Here is a 17926-nt window from a genome sequence, read left to right as displayed (position 1 = left end):
GAACACGCGATGGTGACCAGACGCAGGATGATCGGCGCCGCCCTGGCGACCGGGGGAGGAGTCCTGCTCCTGCGCACCACGGTGCGCCCGGCCGCCTCCGCCGCCACCGCCCAGGACAGCGCCGACACCGCCGACGGCGCCGCCCGGCACACCCACCCCGCCGACACCCCCGACCCGGGCCCGGACGCCGGCCCCGCCCTGGTGGAGAAGTTCACCGCCACCCTGCCGGTGCCCCCGGTGCTCACCCCCACCTCCACCGACGGCGGCGCCGACACCTACGCCGTCACCATGCTCCGCTCCTTCGCCCGGATCCTGCCCGGGCACCGCACCGAAGTCCTCACCTACAACGGCGCCTTCCCCGGCCCCGTCATCCGCGCCCGCTCCGGACGCCCGGTGATCGTGCGCCAGACCAACCTGCTGCAGGACGCCGTCTCCGTCCACCTGCACGGCTCCCGGGTCCCCGTCGCCAGCGACGGCGGCCCGATGAACCTGCTCGCCCCCGGCGCCAGCCGCACCTACACCTACCCCAACGACCAGCCCCACGCGAGCCTGTGGTTCCACGACCACGCCCACCACATGGAATCCGAGCACGTCTACCGGGGCCTGGCCGGCACCTACCTGCTCACCGACGAGACCGAACGCGCCCTGCCCCTGCCCGCCGGCCGCTACGACCTGCCCATCGCCCTGCGCGACGCCCGCTTCGACGCCTCCGGCAACCTCGTCTACCGCATGGACGACCCGTTCAACCGCACCACCATCCTCGCCAACGGCCGCCCCTGGCCCAAGGTCGAGGTCGCCGCCCGCCGCTACCGGCTGCGCCTGCTCAACTCCTCCAACCTGCGTTTCTTCTCCCTGCGTCTGGCCGACGGCGGCCCGATCACCCAGATCGGCTCCGACGGCGGCCTGCTGGAACGCCCCCACACCACCGACGGCATCGACCTGTCACCCGGCGAACGCGCCGACGTCGTCATCGACTTCTCCCGCTACCCGGTCGGCTCCACCGTCGTCCTCACCAACGCCATGCCCCCCGGCCCCGCCGAACACGTCGGCCAGGTCCTGCGCTTCGACGTCGTCCGCTCCGCCGACGACCCCTCCAGCGTCCCCGACCGGCTGCGCACCCTGCCCGCGCTGCCCGCCCCGGCGCGCGAGCGCACCGTCGTGCTGAAGGTCGAGGAGGGCGCCGGCGGCGCCGCCCCGCGCGGCCTGATCGACGGCAAGGCGTACGACCCGGCGCGGGTGGACGCCGCCGTGGCCTTCGGCACCTCCGAGGTGTGGACGGTCGTCAACGCCAACACCGACGTCCCGCACAACTTCCACCTGCACCTGGTGCAGTTCCGCGTCCTGGAGCGCAACGGCAAGGCCCCCGGCCCCGGGGAGAGCGGCCTGAAGGACACCGTGCGCCTGCTGCCCGGCGAGAGCGTGCGCCTGCAGGCCGTCTTCGACTCCTACCGCGGCCGCTACCCGTACCACTGCCACCTGCTGGACCACTCGGCGATGGGCATGATGGCGCAGATGGAGATCAGCTGAACCCCCGGCCCCGCGCCCGCCCGCGCCCGCCCGCCCGTGCGCCTGCCCGCCCGTGCGCCCGCCCGCCCGCGCGGGGCCGGCCGCCCCTCCGTGCGCGGCCGGCCCCGGGGAGGCCGGGACGCCCGGACGCCCGGCCCCCGGGAGGCCGGGAGGCCGGGAGGCCGGGACGCGGGACGGCGGCGCGGCCCGGCCCCGCGTCCCTCCCCGCGCCCGTCAGGACGCGTGGATGCCCTGCCCCGGAGTGAGGATCCCCGCCGGGTCGAAACGCCGCTTGGCCCGCGCCACCCGCTCCCACAGGCCCCCGTAGTGGCGCCGCCAGTCCGCGCCCGTCATCCCCGGCACCGCCCCGATCAGGTACCGCTTGCCGCCGAGCTCCACCGCCCGGTCGTACAGCCGCCGGTTGCGCGCCAGCATCGCCCCGGTGTCCGAGCCCGGCCCCGGGAACGCCAGCAGGTCGAAGTGCCAGCCCACCTCCTCGTCCGGCAGCACCGCCAGCGGCACCCCCACCCGCGACCGCAGGTACGGGTAGAACAGCAGCAGCCCCGCCCCCAGATCGGCCGGCGTCAGCACCTCGGCCGCCTCCGCCATGAACACCCGCGCCGTCGAGGCGGGCAGGAACACGCTCAGCCACGGCTTGGGCAGCCCCCACAGCCCCGCCGAGCGCAGGTACCCCGCGAACGCGTCCACCCGGAACGCGTACTCGCGCCAGCTCCGCTCCACCACCGACACCCCGCCCGCCGCCGGATTCAGCCCCGCCAGCAGCCGGGCGCGGTCCACGCCCCGCCCGGCGTCGGCGAACGCCACCAGCTCCGCCCGGTAGCGCCACCGCGTCCCGTCCGCGCTGCGCTCCACGTCGCCGACCTGCAGGTCGAACCGGCCCTCGGCCATCACCGTCCGCTGGTCGGCCAGGTAGGCGTCCAGGTCGTCGTAGGACAGCGAGAACACGTGGGCGCGCTCGCGCACCGGCACCAGCGCCAGCGTCGCCCGCACGATGATCCCCGCCTGCCCGCCGCCGGCCAGCACCGCCTCGAACAGCTCCCGCTCCCGCGTGGGCGAGGCCGTCACCAGCTCCCCGGTGCCCGTCACCACCTGCAGCTCCAGCACCCGGTCCGCCTGCAGGCCGTGGCGCTGCACCGCGCCGCCGATCCCGCCCACGCTCAGCGTGCCGCCCACCGACAGGTGCAGGTAGTCCGTCAGGCACGGCGGCACCCAGCCCGCCGCCAGCCCCGCCTCCACCACCTGCGCCCAGGTCGCCCCCGCCTCCACCACCGCCCGCCCCGGCCGCACCGAGACCACCCTCGACAGGCCCCGCGCGTCGATCGCGATCCCGCCGCCCGCCCCGGCCTGCCCGTAGCTGGAGTGCGACTCCAGCCCCGCCGCGCCGACCTCGGCCGCGTCCCCGCTCTGCCCGTTGACCGCCACCGGGATGCGGTGCCGGGCGGCGAACGCCACCACCCGCTGCACGTCGCGCACCGAGGCGGGCCGCAGCACCGCCCGCGGCCGCGCCGCCACCAGGTGCCCGAAATCGGAGGAGAACCGCTCCACCTCCGCGCCCTGCAGCGTCACCGTCCCCTCCAGGGAGGGCAGTTGCGCCACCCCCGCCCCCGGCTCGGCGGCCCACGCCCGGGCCGAGGTGTCCCAGCCCGCCACCACCGCGGCCGCACCGGCCGCGGCCCCCGCCACCAGGGAGCGCCGCGACAACCCCGCCCCGCGCGACAGTTCCGACCTGCTCATCAGCGATTTCTCCGATCACCCGTCGACAAAGGGATCGTCCCGCACCGTAACCGTCCCCCGGCCACCGGGACCCCCTACCGCCCCGCCCGCCCCGCCTGCTGCTCCGCCAGCCGAAGGTCCGTCACCGACTGCTCCCACATCCGCCGCTGGTAGTCCGGCGCGCCACTCGGGATCCGGGCCGCGGCCGCCCTCGCCTCGGCCAGCAGCGCCTCCCGCGCCGCGGGCAGGTGGGCCACCCGCGGGCCCTCGGCCGCCTCCCGCAGGACCAGTGCCAGCTTGTAGGCGTACACGTGCGGGGTGACGGCGAACAGCGTCCGGTACACCCACAGCCCCTCCTCGCCGTGCAGCACCCGCTCGTTGTGGCTCAGCAGCCGCACGCGCGCCTTCAGCACCAGGTCCCCGTGCACGCCCGTCCCGGCCGTCCCGCTCGTCCCGGCCGTCCCGCTCGTCCCGGCCGTCCCGCTCGTCCCGGCCGTCCCGTTCGTCCCGGCCGTCCCGTTCGTCCCGCTCATCTTCCGTGTCCCCCTTCGTCGTTGCGTCCCGCATGCCCCGCCCCCGGGCACGGCGGTGCCACGCGCCGGCCGCCCGCGACGCGGGGCCGGCCCGTGGGGCCGTGAGAGGGGGAGGGGATGTCGCATGAGTCTGCGGGGTGCGACCACCGCGCGGCAAGCCGGAAAAAGGGTGTGCTGTGTCCTACCGAAACCTTGCCTGAGCTGGCAGGATAGGGGTCGACAACCTCCCGGCCCCCGGAAAACGGCCCGCCGGCGCGAGGCCCCCGCAGCCGCACGGGTAAGGCGTTGTCTAGCCTGGGACGCATGTTCGTACTGGAGTTGAGCTACACCGCCCCGCTGGAGCGGATCGACGAGGCCCTGCCGCAGCACGTCGCCTGGCTGCAGGAGCACTACGCGGCGGGCACCTTCCTCGCCTCGGGGCGCAAGGTGCCGCGCGAGGGCGGGGTGATCCTCGCGGTGGGGGAGGACCGGGCGGCGATCGAGGCGCTGGTGGCCACCGACCCGTTCGCGGTGGCCGGGCTGTGCGCGTACCGGGTCACCGAGTTCCTCGCCACCGTCACCGCGCCCGCCCTGGAGGGCTACCGCCAGCAGCTGCCCGGCTGAACCCGCGGCCGCGGGATCCGGTCCCCGTGCCCCGAACCGCCCGCCGCGGTTCGGGGCACCGTCGCGTCCTGGTTACCATCGGTGAGCACGGGGCAGATGGACGCGGAACACGAGTCAGTCGCAAGCGGCGGGAGAAGACGGATGGCACACGCACGGGCCGGGCAGCCGGCGCAGCCCGGTGACCTGGTGGACGTGGCGCGGCTGGTGACGGCGTACTACGCGCTGCACCCGGACCCGCAGGAGCCCGGGCAGCGGGTGGCGTTCGGGACCTCGGGGCACCGCGGCTCGTCGCTGGACGCGGCGTTCAACGAGGACCACATCGCCGCGACCACGCAGGCGATCTGCGAGTACCGCGCCGAACAGGGCGTGGCCGGGCCGCTGTTCCTGGGCGCCGACACCCACGCCCTGTCGGAGCCGGCCAAGGTGACGGCCCTGGAGGTGCTGGCCGCCAACGGCGTGCACGTGCTGATCGACGCCGCCGACGGCTACACCCCCACCCCCGCGGTCTCGCACGCCGTCCTCGCCCACAACCGGCGCAGCCCCCGCGCGCTGGCCGACGGCATCGTCGTCACCCCCTCGCACAACCCGCCGCGCGACGGCGGCTTCAAGTACAACCCGCCCAGCGGCGGCCCGGCCGGCTCCGAGGCCACCGGCTGGATCCAGGACCGCGCCAACGAGCTGATCCGCGAGGGCCTGCGCGGCGTGAAGAAGGTCCCCTACGCCCGCGCCCTGGCCGCGGCCACCACCGCCCGCCACGACTACCTCACCGCCTACGTCGAGGACCTGCCCTCCGTGCTGGACCTGGACGCGGTCCGCGCCGCGGGCCTGCGCATCGGCGCCGACCCGCTCGGCGGGGCGTCGGTGGCCTACTGGGCGCGCATCGCCGACACCCACCGCCTGGACCTGACCGTCGTCAACCCGCTGACGGACCCGACCTGGCGGTTCATGACCCTGGACTGGGACGGGAAGATCCGCATGGACTGCTCCTCCCCGTCCGCGATGGCCTCCCTCATCACCCGCCGCGACGAGTACGCCATCGCCACCGGCAACGACGCCGACGCCGACCGGCACGGCATCGTCACCCCCGACGGCGGGCTGATGAACCCCAACCACTACCTGGCGGTGGCCGTCGACCACCTCTACCGCCACCGCGCCGACTGGCCCGCCGACGCCGGCATCGGCAAGACCCTGGTCTCCTCCTCGATGCTCGACCGCGTCGCCGCCGACCTCGGCCGGCGCCTGGTGGAAGTCCCCGTCGGCTTCAAGTGGTTCGTCGACGGCCTGCTGGAGGGCTCGATCGGCTTCGGCGGCGAGGAGAGCGCCGGCGCCTCCTTCCTGCGCCGCGACGGCGGGGTGTGGACCACCGACAAGGACGGCATCCTGCTCGCCCTGCTCGCCTCCGAGATCACCGCCGTCACCGGCACCACCCCCAGCGCCCGCTACCGCGAACTGACCGCCCGCCACGGCGACCCCGCCTACGCCCGCGTCGACGCCCCCGCCGACCGCGAGCAGAAGGCCCGCCTGGCCCGCCTGTCCCCGGAGCGCGTCCGCGCAGGCGAACTCGCCGGGGAGAAGATCACCGCCGTCCTCTCCCACGCCCCCGGCAACGGCGCGGCCATCGGAGGCATCAAGGTCTGCACCGACAACGCCTGGTTCGCCGCCCGCCCCTCCGGCACCGAGGACGTCTACAAGATCTACGCCGAGTCCTTCCACGGCCCCGACCACCTCGCCCGCGTGCAGGACGAGGCCCGCGCCCTGGTCGGCGAGGTCCTCGGGACCTGACCCCCGCCCCCGCCCCCGCCCCCGCCCCCGGCCCCGGCCCGGTGGCCGGCCACCGGCCCAGGGCGGGGGCGGTTCGTGCGCTCACGGCCGTACGCCGGGGGACCGTACGGGCACCGGCCCCGCCGCGGGCACCGACCCCGCCGCGGACACCGGCCCGGGCCCGGACACCGGCCCGGCCGTGCGCACCCGCCCGCCTGCCGGCGCCGGCGGCCGCTCCCCGCGCGTGGTCGCCGCCGCCACCACGCCCGCCACCACCGCCAGCACCGCCGCCGCCAGCGGGAACCACCGCCCGCCCAGCACCGCGATCGCCGCCGACCCCGCCACACCCCCGGCCGCCGTCCCCAGGTACAGCGCGCTGCTGTTCAGCGAGATCAGCAGCGGCGCGCTGCCCGGATCGAGCGACGCCAGCCGGTGCGGCAGCGCCACCGACACCGCCCATCCCGCCAGCGGCACCACCGCCGCGTACACCAGCGCGCCCGGCATGCTGCGCCCCAGCCAGGGCAGCGCGGCGAACGCGAGGGCGGCCGCGGCGGAGCCGGCCACCAGCACCCGCCGCACCCCGGCCCGGTCCACCAGGCGCCCGCCCAGCCAGCTGCCGGCCACCGACATCACACCGGTCGTCAGCAGGACCACGCTCAGCCGGGAGCCGTCGCCGCCGGTGGCCCCGCTGACGGCGGTGGCCAGGTAGATGTAGACGCTCTGGAAGGCGAGGAAGAACACCAGCGTGGTCGCGGCCGCGCCCAGCACCCGGGGCCGGCCGAGCGGCGCCAGGCGGGAGCGCAGGGTGGGGGCGGCGGCGGGGGCGGGCAGGTCGCGCAGCAGCGCGGCGAGGCCGGTGAGCGCGGCCAGGCCGAGCACGGTCACCAGCCACATGGTCGCCCGCCAGTCGGTGCGCCCCACCCAGGTGCCCAGGGGCACCCCGAGGGCGGTGGCCACCGTCATCCCGCCGAGCACCGTCGCCAGTGCCCGTCCGCGCCGCTCGGGGGCGACCAGGGTGGTGGCCACCGCGTTGGCGGTAGGCGTGTAGAGGGCGGCGCCGGCCGCGGCCAGGACACGGGTGGCCAGCAGCAGGCCGTAGGTGGGGGCGAGCGCGCTGAGCGCGTTGGCGGCGCTGAACACCGCGAGCGCGGTCAGCAGCAGGCGCCGGCGCGGCCAGCGGGCGGTGAGGGCGGCCAGCACCGGGGCCAGCAGCGCGTAGCCGAGGGCGAAGACGGTGACCGACTGGCCGGCGGCGGGCACCGACACCCCGAGGTCGGCGGAGACCGGGCCGAGGATGCCGGCGACGACTATGGCGTCGGTGCCCATGGCGAAGGTGCCGAGGGCGAGCAGGAGCAGACGTACGGGCACGGGCGGTCCCCCCGGGAATCATTGTTGGACGGGCATGCAACAGTTTGAGCCTCGTCAAACACTCGGGGATGGGTGGATGATTGTCAAACATTGCTTCCGAGCGGATCCGGAGACCGAGCGCGATGAGCGGCACCAGCGCCAGCAGCACCACGGGCCCGACGGGCACCGCCGGCCCGGCGGACAGCGGGGACAAGCACCTGCCCCAGCCCGCCACCGCCGACATCGACCTCGTCACCGTCCTGCACGCCCTCGGCGACCAGGTACGCCTGACCCTGCTGCTGCGCTACGCCGACGGCGCCGAACATTCCTGTGACCCCCGCGGCCTGGGCCTGGAGCACCTGCACAAGTCGACCGTCTCCCACCACATGCGGGTCCTGCGCGAAGCCGGCGTCACCACCACCCGCGTCGCCGGCCGCAACCGCTTCGTGCGCCTGCGCCGCGCCGACCTCGACACCCGCTTCCCCGGCCTTCTCGACGCCCTCCTCAGGGCCGCGACTTCCGCCTGAGGCGCCGGCCGGAAACGGAGACGGGCGGGCCGTAGCCGGGATGTCCGGTACGGCCCGCCCGTCGTGGTGCGGCGCGCTGCAGGGCTGTCGCCGTGGCGGGGGCAGGCCCCGCACGGCGGACGGTGCCGGGTCAGTGCGTGGGGGTGGCGGTGATGCTCTGGATGCCGTTGCTGGGGACGAGGGTGAAGGGTGTCCAGGTGCCGTCGGCCTTGAGGTCGGTGGTCCAGATCCGGTCGTCGCCGCCGATGGCGAGCAGGCGCACGGTGTCGCCGAGGGTGACGGAGGTGACCTGCTTGATGCCCTGGGCGCCGGGGACGGCGACGAACGTGCCCCACTGGTTGGTGAGGTAGCCGCTCTCACTGGTCCAGATCCTGCCGTCGCCGCCGACCGCGAACATCCGGACGCCGGCGGCGGTGGGGGTGGCGGTGATGCTCTGGATGCCGTTGCTGGGGACGAGGGCGAAGGGTGTCCAGGTGCCGTCGGCCTTGAGGTCGGTGGTCCAGATCCGGTCATCGCTGCCGATGGCGAGCAGGCGCACGTTGTCGCTGAGGAGGACGGCGGAGGCGGTGACCTGCTTGATGCCCTGGGCGCCGGGGACGGCGACGAAGGCGTTCCAGGTGCCGTCGGCGCGGCTGTCCGCGGTCCAGATCCTGCCGTCGCCGCCGACCGCGAACAGTCGGATGGTGGTGCCGATCACGGTCGCGGTGATGTCGCGGATGCCGTTGCTGGGGACGAGGGCGAAGGGTGTCCAGGTGCCGTCGGCCTTGAGGTCGGTGGTCCAGATCCGGTCGTCGCCGCCGATGGCGAGCAGGCGCACGGTGTCGCCGAGGGTGACGGAGGTGACCTGCTTGATGCCCTGGGCGCCGGGGACGGCGACGAACGTGCCCCACTGGTCGGTGGGGTAGCCGCCCTTGGCGGTCCAGATCCTTCCGTCGCCGCCGACCGTGAACAGCTGGTTGCCCGGGCGACTCCACTTCACCTGCTGCACCCAGCCGGCGAGGTCGTCGACACGGACGGCGGTGGCGCCCGTGCGGGTCTCGGTGGCGGGGGTGCCGAGGCAGCCGCCCTGCCAGGAGCGGGAGGCGACGGCGACGAGTTCGCTCGTGCCGCCCGTCTCGCGCAGGGCGGGGGCGCCGGTGTCGCCCTTGCAGATCGCCGCGCCGCCGGTGCCGGTGAGGGCGATGCCGGCGGGGCTGACGGTGTCGAGGGTGAAGGTGCCGGTGTGGAGCTTGAGCGGCGCCCACTCGTCCTTGGTGCGGCCGTAGCCGGGCACGCGCAGACTCTGTCCGGAGCTCGGGGCGGTGGTGGCCACGGTCACCGGGGTGATGCCGTCGGCGGGAGCGCCGAGGCGGGCCATGACCAGGTCGCGGTCCTGGCGGGGTATCAGCTCGACGACGTCGCTCTGGACGCCGGCGGTGGTGGTCAGGTCGGTGCGGCCGATGGTGGCGGTCGTCTTCCACTTCGGGGCGCCGGCGGCCAGGGTCTGCGGCTGGGCGGGGTCGTCGGAGAAGCAGGAGGCGGCGGTGAGCACCCAGGTGCGGTCGACGAGGGCACCGGTGCAGGCGCGCAGGTTGTCGCCGATCACCAGACGGACCGTGGCGGCGTAGGTGCCGTTGGCGGCGGCGTCGCCGACCACGGCGCCCGCCTGGGGCACGGAGAAGGTGGTGAGCGCGCCGCAGGCCGCGGCCGCGGCCAGGACGGCCGCCCGTCGGCGGGAGCGGGACGGGGAATCGAGAAGCATCCTAGGGGTCCTTCTGGTCAGCGGGATGAATGAGATGTCAGCGGTCAGCCGGTGATGCGCAGTTCGACCACCGTGGTCGGCGCCTGGCCCAGTCCCTCGCCCACGCCCTTGAAGTCGTCCTTGGACAGGTCCAGGCTCTGGGCGGCGCCGGCGGCGGTGAGCCCCACCCGCACGGACCGGCCCGCGGTCTGGACGGCGAACACATCGGCCAGCTCGAGGGTGAGGAAGCCGCTCGCGGCGGTGGCGGTGAAACAGATCTTGTTGTCGGGGTTGCCGGGCGTACGGGTCCACAGCTGGATCTGCGAGGGCCGGGCGCAGTCGGCCAGCGTGACACGGCCGTCGCCACGCAGCAGCTTGACCTTGCTGATGCCGGATGCGCCGGGGTAGGAGAAGTCCTCGACCGCCGGTGGCGGCGCGGCGGGGTTGTCGGCGGGCGGCGGTGTGGTGTCGGCCGCGGCGAGCGCGCTCAGGCCGAAGACACCGGCGGCGGCGACGGCGACGACCGCCGTCCAGCCGCGGAGGCGTTGATGCATGGGTGATCCCGTGTCGGTCGGTGGATGGTCGGGCGGCGGGGGCAGGTGCGCCGGCCTTTCGATCAGCCGGTGACGCGCAGTTCGACGAGCGTGGTCGGCTTCTGGCCGGTGGCCTGGCCCACGGTGGCGTAGCTGTTCTTGGCAACGTCGACGCTCTGCACGACACCCTCGGACGTGAGGTCGGCGCGCACGGCCTTGTCACCGGTCTGGATCATGAAGGTCTGCGGGAGTTCGAGCGCCAGGTACCCCGTCGGGCCGGTGACGCGGAAGCACACACCGGGACCGCCGCTCGGGCTCGGGACCGAGACGCTCCACAGCTGGATCTGGGTCACGGTGTTGCAGTCCGCCAGCATGATGTGACCGTCCCCGCGGATGAGCTTGAGCTGCGGGGACGAGGAGGCGCCGGGGTAGGCGAAGTCCTCCACGGCCGGCGGTGGCGTGGTGGCGCTGTCGCCCGCCGGCGTGGTGTCGGCGCTGGCGAGCGCGGTGGCGCCGAACGTGGTGGCGGCCGCGAGGGCACCGACGGCCAGCCAGCGGGTTATACCGTTCTTCATCTCGCGTTCCTCTCGGGGTGGTTGACCTCATATCGATCCACGGAACGGACTGTTCCGGGTACGGACCCAATGAGTGACAGGAACCGGGGCGAAACGGTCGTTGCCGCTATTTCCCCGCCTCCTCGGGAGACTTGACGGGCCGCAGTCTAGGGCATTCCCGTAATCGCATCGCCGATCGGTGTCCGTGCACTGACCGAGGAGTGGGGAAGGGCACTGTCCGGTGGGATCTTCGTCAGTCTTTGTCCGAATTTGCTGGCGACCTCAAGGGCCGTCAAGAACGGTTTCCGCCGCCATTTCTGTCGGTGATTGATGTACGGATATGCTCGCGAGGCCCGAAGTGCGCCGAACAGAACCTGGAGAAGGGGAGTCGCTGGTGGATGGGTTGAGGTTTCGGACCAGGTGGCGAGGGAGGGGCGGGCGTTCCATATCCGGAATGCTCGCCGCGCGCCTTTTGCCCCTGGCGCTGATGGCAGGACTGCTGGGTGCGGCGCCCGCCGCGGTGGCGGCGGACCCCGCGACCGGCGGCGCACCGGTGCCGCTGACCGACCGCGCCAGGGTGGTCGCGTACTGGAGGGACGGCGGGCCCGCGGTCAAGGCCGCGGCCGAGGCCGCGCTGACCGGCACCGACGCCGACGTGCGCAAGTTCCTGGACAGCCAGCGCCTGCTCTCCCAGGTCCAGGACGACCAGGTCAGCGCCGCGCAGATCCTCACCCTCGGCGGACCGGGCGTCCGGGAAGCGGCGCGCAAGGCGCTCGCCGGCACGCCTGACGACCTGCGGGTCTTCCTGGAGTCCGGCTGGCAGGAGCCGCTGAAGACCGACCAGCAGCTGAAGGCCGCCTCACTGATGAACGGCGCGGGCGCCGGAGTGCAGGCGGCCGCCAAGGCGGCGCTGAACGGCACCACCGACGACGTCCAGGCCTTCCTCAACGAGGGCCAGTACACCGCGCGGGACGCCGACGACCGGGTCAAGCTCGTCCAGATCCTCAGCGAGGGCGGCCCCAACACCCAGGCCGCCGCGCGCCTGGCGATCAACGGATCGATCGACGACGTCCGCGAGTTCCTCACCGTCGGCGTGCACCTGGCCCGGGCCCGCGACGCCGAACGCACCAGCATCGCCCAGCTCACGCAGCAGGCCAAGGAGGCCTCCGCCCAGGCGGTGCGGGAGACCGAGGCGGCCAAGGAGGCCTCCGCGCAGGCGGTCGCGGCCTCCCAGCTGGCCAAGGAATCGGCCGCCAAGGCCGCGGCCGAGACCGAAGCCGCCCGCAACGACACCAACGCCGCAGGAGCGGCGGCCCTGCGCGCGGCCGACGCCGCGGGCCGGGCGGCCGAGGCCGCCCAGACGGCGATGAAGGCCGCCCGCAGCGCCACCAACTCGGCCCGCACCGCGGCCAGCGCGGCCTCCCAGGCGGCGTACGCCGCCGCGGGCGCGGCACAGGCGGCCACAGCGGCCCGCAACGCCGCGGCCGGGGCCGCCTCCGACCGCTCCAAGGCGGACGCCGCCACCCAGGCCGCCCAGGCGGCCGACACCGCCGCGAACGCGGCCCAGGCCGCCTCGGGAGCACTCACCGAGGCCACCGCCGCCGCCACCGCCAGCCAGCAGGTCGCGGACTCCGCGATCAGCGCGGGCGGCAACGCGCTGGCCGCCGCCGCCTCGGCCGACCAGGCCGGCGGCTTCGCCTCCGCGGCCGGCGCCCAGTCGGCACGGGCCAAGGCCGCCGCCGCCGCGACGCGCCGCCAAGCACAGGAAGCCACCCGCGCCGCCACCGCGGCCAAGTCGCTGGCGGGAGAAGCCGCCCAGGCCGCGACCGCCTCCAAGGCACTCGCGGACTCCGCCGCCACGCACGCCCGCAACGCCGCGCAGGCCGCGAGGGACGCGGCCCAGCACGCCGGCGAGGCCGAGCAGGCCGCCACCGCCTCCAAGACCCACGCCGACGCCGCGGTCGCCGCCGCGCAGACCGCCAAGGACGCCGTCGACAAGGCCAACCAGGTCCACGACCTGGCCCAGCGCGCCGAAGACGAGGACCGCACCGCCCGCACCGCGGCGGACGTGGAGAAGGCCCGCACCGCCAAGGCCGCCTACGACGACAAGCAGACCGCGGTCGGCGACGCCGTCCAGCAGCTGCGCCAGATCAAGGACCAGGCCGACCGCCTGGCCGCCGCGCTCACCCAGCCCAACCCCGACACCGCGGCGATCGCCACGGACGGGCGCAAGCTCGCCGTCCTGTCGATGAAGATCGCCGGGCCGTGGGAGGCCGCCGCCGCGCGCGCCGCACTCGCCGGAAACGACACCGAGGTCCTGGACTTCATCCGTACCGGGCGGCGCCAGGCGATCGACCTCGACAACCGCGAGCGGGCCTCGAACCTCGCGATCAGCTCGCAACTGCCCGCCGTCCGCGCCGCGGCCACCGCCGCGCTCAAGGGCGACGCGAACGCGGTCACCACGTTCCTGAACACCGGTCAGTACCAGGCCGCCGCACCCGACTTCCAGGTGAGCGTCGCCACGATCGTCAACGACGGCGGCCCCGCCGTCCAGGCAGCCGGCCGCACCGCGCTCAACGGCACCGTCGACGCCCTGCGCGACTTCCTCAACAACGGCCGCTACGTCGCCCAGCTCTCCGACGACCAGGTCAAGGCCGCCGCGCTGCGCGCCTCCGGCGGGCCCGAGGTGAAGGCCGCCGCCCAGGTCGCGCTCGAAGGACCGCCCGAGGTCCTGCGCGCGTTCGTCGAGACCGGCCAGTACACCGCCGCGCGCAAGGACGCGCTGGCGGCGACCCACCAGGCCGAGATCCAGCGCATGATCGCCGAGGCGTCGGCCGTCACGGCCTACGCCCAGCAGAGCGCCGCCGAGGCCGTCCAGGCCGCGGCCGTCGCCCGCGGCGCCTCCGACGAGGCCAAGACCGCCGCCACCCAGGCCCAGACCGCCGCCACCCAGGCCGCCGGCTACGCGGCCGACGCCCGCACCAAGGCCGACGCGGCGGCCGCCAGCGCCCAGAAGGCCGCCGAGTCGGCCAAGACCGCCACGGCCGCCGAGGCCTCGGCCCGCAAGTCGGCGGCATCGGCGGCGTACTCGGCGCAGCAGGCGCAGAGCTCGGCGAACTCGGCCCAGGTCTCTGCGGCCAGCGCCTATCGGGCCGCGGCCCAGGCAAAGGCCGACGCGGAGGCCGCCGGGCAGGACGCTCAGACGGCCGCCCAGGCAGCGATCCATGCCTTCCAGACGTACACGGCGAAGGCTGCCGCCGAGCGGGAAGCGCAGAGGCTGGCCGCTGAGCAGGATGCAGCCGACGCACAGGCGATCGCGGAAGCCGAGGCAGAGCAAGAGGCGGCCGTCGCACAACTGGAGGACGAACTCCGCAAACAGGCCAAGGACGACGATTCGGGGTGGCTGGACGTCGCCCTCGAAATCGTTCACGGCGCGCTCGACCTCGTCTCGATGATCCCCGGCGCCGGCACACCGGCAGCGCTGATCAATTGCGGTATCTACGCACTGCAGAAGGACGTCGAGAACGCGATCATGTCGTGCGTCAGCGCCATCCCGCTCGCGGGAGACGCCGCGGCCGTCGCCAAGCTCGCGCAATGGGCCGATAAGGTCCCGGGCGGCAAGAAAGTCATGGAATTCTTGGAGAAGCTCTTCTCCAAGTTTCGCGGGACCTGCCTCACCAAGAACAGTTTCCCGGCTGGTACCCGCGTGTTGATGGCCGATGGAACGGCCAAGGCGATTGAGCGCATACGGGTCGGAGAGCAGGTCCTGGCAACCGACCCGCAGACTGGTGAAACCGGAGCCAGGCCGGTTGACGCCACTATCTACACCCCGGACGACCGAGACTTTGTCGACCTTGCTGTCACGGATAGCGCGGGTGATGCGGGTCGCGTCACAGCCACCACCCACCACCCGTTCTGGGCGCAGAACCGCAAGGCTTGGGTCGATGCAGGGGAAATCGCCCCCGGGGACACGCTGAGGACGGCCTCTGCGGGCATGGCGACAGTGTCTTCGGCCGCGCGGTGGAGTGCCCTTTCTCCCGCGTATAACCTTACGGTCCGCGACATTCACACGTACTACGTGCTCGCAGGGGCGATGCCCATCTTGGTTCATAATTCGACCTGTGACTGGTTCGTTCCCAGCCGTGCGGAAGTCGACGCGATCTGGCAGCGAATGGGATTCCCGAATCGGGGGGATTTTGGCGACGTGGCGTGGGGTGGTCGAAGCCTCTCGGACGCGGGCAAGCTCAAGACTCCAGAACAGATAGCAAAGATGAGAGAGATCGGCCTGACCAAAAAGGATGCTCAGTACTGGCGGAATTTCTATCAGAACATCCATGATAAGTCAGTAGCGAAGTTCCCCAATAACCCGGAAAAGGTGAACCCCAGTGCCGGGTCGAGGGCAGATCTGTTCCAGTACTACATGGATAATCTCTGAGGTGAAGATGCGATTCGCTATCCGCGCGGACCGGTGTATGACGGTAGCCTTCGAGCCTACTGGGGCCGAGTGGGAGCTGGAGCCGGGTAGGACCATCACCGTGGAGTGGTTCGGAGGAGCCGATGACGGCATGGTCTCCATGGAAGCCGACAGCTTCGTCGTATCCGCCCCAAGCGGCGGGTACACCCGGGCTTGGGATGCCGACGGAGTAGAGATCTACATTGGCCCCGAATCGGGGCCCGACGCGTGCTGACCCAGTGACGTAACCAGAAGGGGGCTCCCGTGTGGGAGTCCCCTTCGTATAAAGGGGGCCGGGGCGGTCAACGAAAGCTGGCGCCGGTGATTGCATACCGTCCGTACGGTTCGCCGCGGCGGGAAAGGGAGGCGACGGTGCCGGTCAGGGGTGTGCTCTTCGACGTCGACGACACGCTGTTCGACTACTCGGGGTCGGAGGAGGCCGGGATCCTCGCCCACCTGGGGGAGCGGGGGCTGCTGGGGCGCTTCGAGTCGCCCGGCGCGGCGGTGGCGCTGTGGCGGGAGGTGATGGAGGAGAGCTACGCGCGGTTCCTCGCCGGGGAGCTGACCTTCACCGGGCAGCAGCGTGAGCGGGTACGGCGGTTCCTGGGGCGCCTGGGGGAGGACGGCGCCGGGCGGATGCCGGACGAGGAGGCGGGGCGGTGGTTCGCCGGGTACGGCGCGCACCGCGACCGGGCCCGGACGGCGTTCGAGGACGCCGCGCCGGTGCTGGCCGCCCTCGCGCCCGGGCGCCGGCTGGGGATCGTCTCCAACTCCTCGTTCGGCCACCAGCGCGCCAAGCTCGAAGCCGTCGGCCTGCTCGGGTACTTCGACGACACGGTGCTGCTCTGCTCCGACGAGCACGGCGAGGCCAAGCCCGCCCCCGGCATCTTCCGGGCCGGCTGCGCGCGCCTGGGCCTGGCCCCGCACGAGGTCGCCTACGTCGGCGACAAGTACGACCTGGACGCGCTCGGCGCCCGCGACGCGGGCCTGCACGCCTTCTGGCTCGACCGCGCCGCCTCGCTCGCCCCGGCCGAGGACGGGGTGCGCGTCCTGCACACCCTGGCCGACCTGCCCGCCGCCCTGGACGGCTGCTGAACACCCACCGGCCGGCCGGTCAGCCGGTGAGGCCGACCATCGCGCGGCAGGCGTCCGTCAGGCCGGTGACGCCCACCGGGATCCGCGCGTGCCGCTGCCAGTCCTCGCGCGACAGGCGCAGCCGCCGGGACTCCACGACCCGCCCGTCCAGCACGTCGCGCTCGATGCCGTCCTCGCGGTAGCCGAGCGTGCGGGAGACGGCGAGCGAGGCGTGGTTGTCGGTGAACGACAGCGAGGTCGCGACGTGCGCGCCGAGGCCGTCGAAGAGCAGGTGGAGCATCGCGGCGCGCATCTCGGTGCCCAGGCCCCGGCCCTGGTGCTCCAGGCCGATCCAGGACCCGGAGGAGAACTCGCGGCGCACCCCGAACTCCTCGGCCCGCACCGTCTGGACGCCCACCGCGCGGCCCTCGTGGAAGGCCGCCAGGCTCAGCGACCAGTCCCGCGGCGTCCAGCTGCCCAGGCTCCGCCAGTGCGACTGCAACACGTGCCGGGCGCGTTCGGCGGGCGGCAGCTCCCCCCACGGGGTGAGGAAGGGCCGCTCCTCGGGCCGGTGGACGCCGCGCGCGGCGAGGCCGACCACCTCGGCGAGTTCGTCCCCGGTGGGCAGCCGCAGTTCCAGGCGCGGCGAGGTCACGCGCAGCCCGGCCAGGGGCCAGTGGTCGGTGAGCACCGGGCCAGTGTGCCGGGGCCGCGTAGGCGCGCGCACCCGGGTTTCCCCGCCGTCCGCGCAACGGGTTTCCCACCGTCCGCGCACCCTGGCCGCCGTCCGCGCACCGGGGCCGCCGTCCCGGGCCGCTCAGCCCCGCCCGTCGGGGGAGCGGCCATCGGGGAAGCGGCCGACGGGGGTGTCCCACAGGACCAGGCGGGCGGGGAACCACAGCGCGGGGGCGGTGTCGCCGCGTTCGCCCGCCCAGGCGGCGACGCGGCGGGCGGTGGCGGCGTCCGGCAGCAGGCCGTGCCGGTCGGTGGCCACGGCGAGTTCGCGCACCGCGTCCCGGTACAGGTCGTGGCACAGCCAGCTGCACAGCGCGCCCCCGTCGTAGCCGAGGACCTCCCAGCCGATCGCCCGCCCGCCCCGCGGCCGTCCCGGGGCGGGGCCGGTGCGTTCCAGGTGGGGCAGCAGCGCGGGCTCGTGGGCGCCGGCCGCGTGGATCGCGGCGGCCAGGGCGGCGGCCTGCCCGGCGGGCAGTTCGAGCGCGAGCAGCCGTGCCCCGTCCGGGAGCCGCAGCGGCGCGCAGGCGGCCAGGGCGTCCTCGGCGGTGGCGAAGCGCTCGCCGTCCTGCGGGAGGTGGTCGATCAGGCAGCAGGAGGCGGTGGTCAGGCGCTCGGCGCGCGGCAGCCCGGAGCCGGCCACCGGAGCGGGCACGGCCACCAGGTAGCAGGCGGTGAGCAGTTCGTCCGCCGGCCGCGGCGCGGGCAGCGCCCGGTCGGCGCGGCCGGGGGGCTCGGGGTCCACCGTCGGGGCTCCGTTCGTACAGCATCGGTTGCGGTCCGACAGTGATATCAGATGCCGCACCCCCGCTCGGGGGCGGTGGCGACGAGCCTCCCGGGCATCCCGGG

15 protein-coding genes are annotated in these 17926 nt (G+C 74.2%); 7 read left to right on the top strand and 8 right to left on the bottom strand.

Annotation, left to right across the window (positions count from 1 at the left end; genetic code table 11):
- Positions 1 to 9: 9 nt before the first annotated feature.
- Positions 10 to 1527 (top strand): multicopper oxidase family protein, encoded by a 1518-nt coding sequence (locus tag ACZ6Y7_RS27820; RefSeq protein WP_465760676.1) that lies wholly within the window; start codon positions 10 to 12, stop codon positions 1525 to 1527.
- A 213-nt stretch (positions 1528 to 1740) separates the two neighbouring features.
- Here ACZ6Y7_RS27820 and ACZ6Y7_RS27815 read toward each other — a convergent pair whose 3' ends face one another.
- Together ACZ6Y7_RS27815 and ACZ6Y7_RS27810 are read right to left on the bottom strand one after the other, a co-directional pair.
- A complete protein-coding gene (locus ACZ6Y7_RS27815; protein WP_465760675.1) occupies positions 1741 to 3261 on the bottom strand; it encodes an FAD-binding protein in 1521 nt (506 codons plus the stop codon).
- A 74-nt stretch (positions 3262 to 3335) separates the two neighbouring features.
- Positions 3336 to 3773: a hypothetical protein gene (locus tag ACZ6Y7_RS27810; protein WP_465760674.1), complete on the bottom strand. Its 438-nt coding sequence runs from the start codon at positions 3771 to 3773 to the stop codon at positions 3336 to 3338.
- A 303-nt stretch (positions 3774 to 4076) separates the two neighbouring features.
- On the opposite strand from ACZ6Y7_RS27810, the gene ACZ6Y7_RS27805 reads away from it, so the two are divergent.
- Positions 4077 to 4376: a YciI family protein gene (locus ACZ6Y7_RS27805; protein ID WP_465760673.1), complete on the top strand. Its 300-nt coding sequence runs from the start codon at positions 4077 to 4079 to the stop codon at positions 4374 to 4376.
- Between the two features lie 141 nt (positions 4377 to 4517).
- The gene (pgm, locus tag ACZ6Y7_RS27800; RefSeq protein WP_465760672.1) at positions 4518 to 6158 is read left to right on the top strand and encodes a phosphoglucomutase (alpha-D-glucose-1,6-bisphosphate-dependent); all 1641 of its coding nucleotides are present in this window, start codon (positions 4518 to 4520) and stop codon (positions 6156 to 6158) included.
- A gap of 81 nt (positions 6159 to 6239) precedes the next feature.
- Here the strand turns inward: pgm and ACZ6Y7_RS27795 are convergent, their stop codons facing one another.
- The gene (locus tag ACZ6Y7_RS27795; RefSeq protein WP_465760671.1) at positions 6240 to 7505 is read right to left on the bottom strand and encodes an MFS transporter; all 1266 of its coding nucleotides are present in this window, start codon (positions 7503 to 7505) and stop codon (positions 6240 to 6242) included.
- 122 nt (positions 7506 to 7627) lie between these two features.
- Between ACZ6Y7_RS27795 and ACZ6Y7_RS27790 the strand changes: the two genes are divergently transcribed.
- Complete coding sequence (locus ACZ6Y7_RS27790; RefSeq protein ID WP_465760670.1) at positions 7628 to 8011, top strand: ArsR/SmtB family transcription factor; 384 nt, start codon at positions 7628 to 7630, stop codon at positions 8009 to 8011.
- A gap of 130 nt (positions 8012 to 8141) precedes the next feature.
- Here ACZ6Y7_RS27790 and ACZ6Y7_RS27785 read toward each other — a convergent pair whose 3' ends face one another.
- From ACZ6Y7_RS27785 to ACZ6Y7_RS27775, 3 genes are all read right to left on the bottom strand, one after another.
- Positions 8142 to 9752, bottom strand: coding sequence for a trypsin-like serine protease (locus ACZ6Y7_RS27785; RefSeq protein WP_465760669.1), 1611 nt, complete (start codon positions 9750 to 9752; stop codon positions 8142 to 8144).
- Positions 9753 to 9796: 44 nt separating this feature from the next.
- Positions 9797 to 10285 carry a hypothetical protein gene (locus tag ACZ6Y7_RS27780; RefSeq protein WP_465760668.1) on the bottom strand — a complete coding sequence of 163 codons (489 nt, stop codon included), beginning with the start codon at positions 10283 to 10285 and terminating at the stop codon, positions 9797 to 9799.
- A gap of 62 nt (positions 10286 to 10347) precedes the next feature.
- Positions 10348 to 10839 carry a hypothetical protein gene (locus ACZ6Y7_RS27775; RefSeq protein WP_465760667.1) on the bottom strand — a complete coding sequence of 164 codons (492 nt, stop codon included), beginning with the start codon at positions 10837 to 10839 and terminating at the stop codon, positions 10348 to 10350.
- Between the two features lie 433 nt (positions 10840 to 11272).
- On the opposite strand from ACZ6Y7_RS27775, the gene ACZ6Y7_RS27770 reads away from it, so the two are divergent.
- The 3 genes from ACZ6Y7_RS27770 (at position 11273) to ACZ6Y7_RS27760 (ending at position 16366) form a co-directional block, all read left to right on the top strand.
- Positions 11273 to 15253, top strand: coding sequence for a polymorphic toxin-type HINT domain-containing protein (locus tag ACZ6Y7_RS27770; protein WP_465760666.1), 3981 nt, complete (start codon positions 11273 to 11275; stop codon positions 15251 to 15253).
- Positions 15254 to 15260: 7 nt separating this feature from the next.
- Complete coding sequence (locus ACZ6Y7_RS27765; RefSeq protein ID WP_465760800.1) at positions 15261 to 15506, top strand: hypothetical protein; 246 nt, start codon at positions 15261 to 15263, stop codon at positions 15504 to 15506.
- Between the two features lie 137 nt (positions 15507 to 15643).
- The gene (locus tag ACZ6Y7_RS27760) at positions 15644 to 16366 is read left to right on the top strand and encodes an HAD family hydrolase (protein ID WP_465760665.1); all 723 of its coding nucleotides are present in this window, start codon (positions 15644 to 15646) and stop codon (positions 16364 to 16366) included.
- Between the two features lie 19 nt (positions 16367 to 16385).
- Here the strand turns inward: ACZ6Y7_RS27760 and ACZ6Y7_RS27755 are convergent, their stop codons facing one another.
- A complete protein-coding gene (locus ACZ6Y7_RS27755; protein ID WP_465760664.1) occupies positions 16386 to 17036 on the bottom strand; it encodes a GNAT family N-acetyltransferase in 651 nt (216 codons plus the stop codon).
- A gap of 126 nt (positions 17037 to 17162) precedes the next feature.
- Positions 17163 to 17822 (bottom strand): hypothetical protein, encoded by a 660-nt coding sequence (locus tag ACZ6Y7_RS27750; protein ID WP_465760663.1) that lies wholly within the window; start codon positions 17820 to 17822, stop codon positions 17163 to 17165.
- Between the last annotated feature and the right edge of the window lie 104 nt (positions 17823 to 17926).

The organism is Kitasatospora sp. NPDC053308, from assembly GCF_055585785.1.
This window is presented reverse-complemented; position numbering and strand designations above follow the sequence as displayed.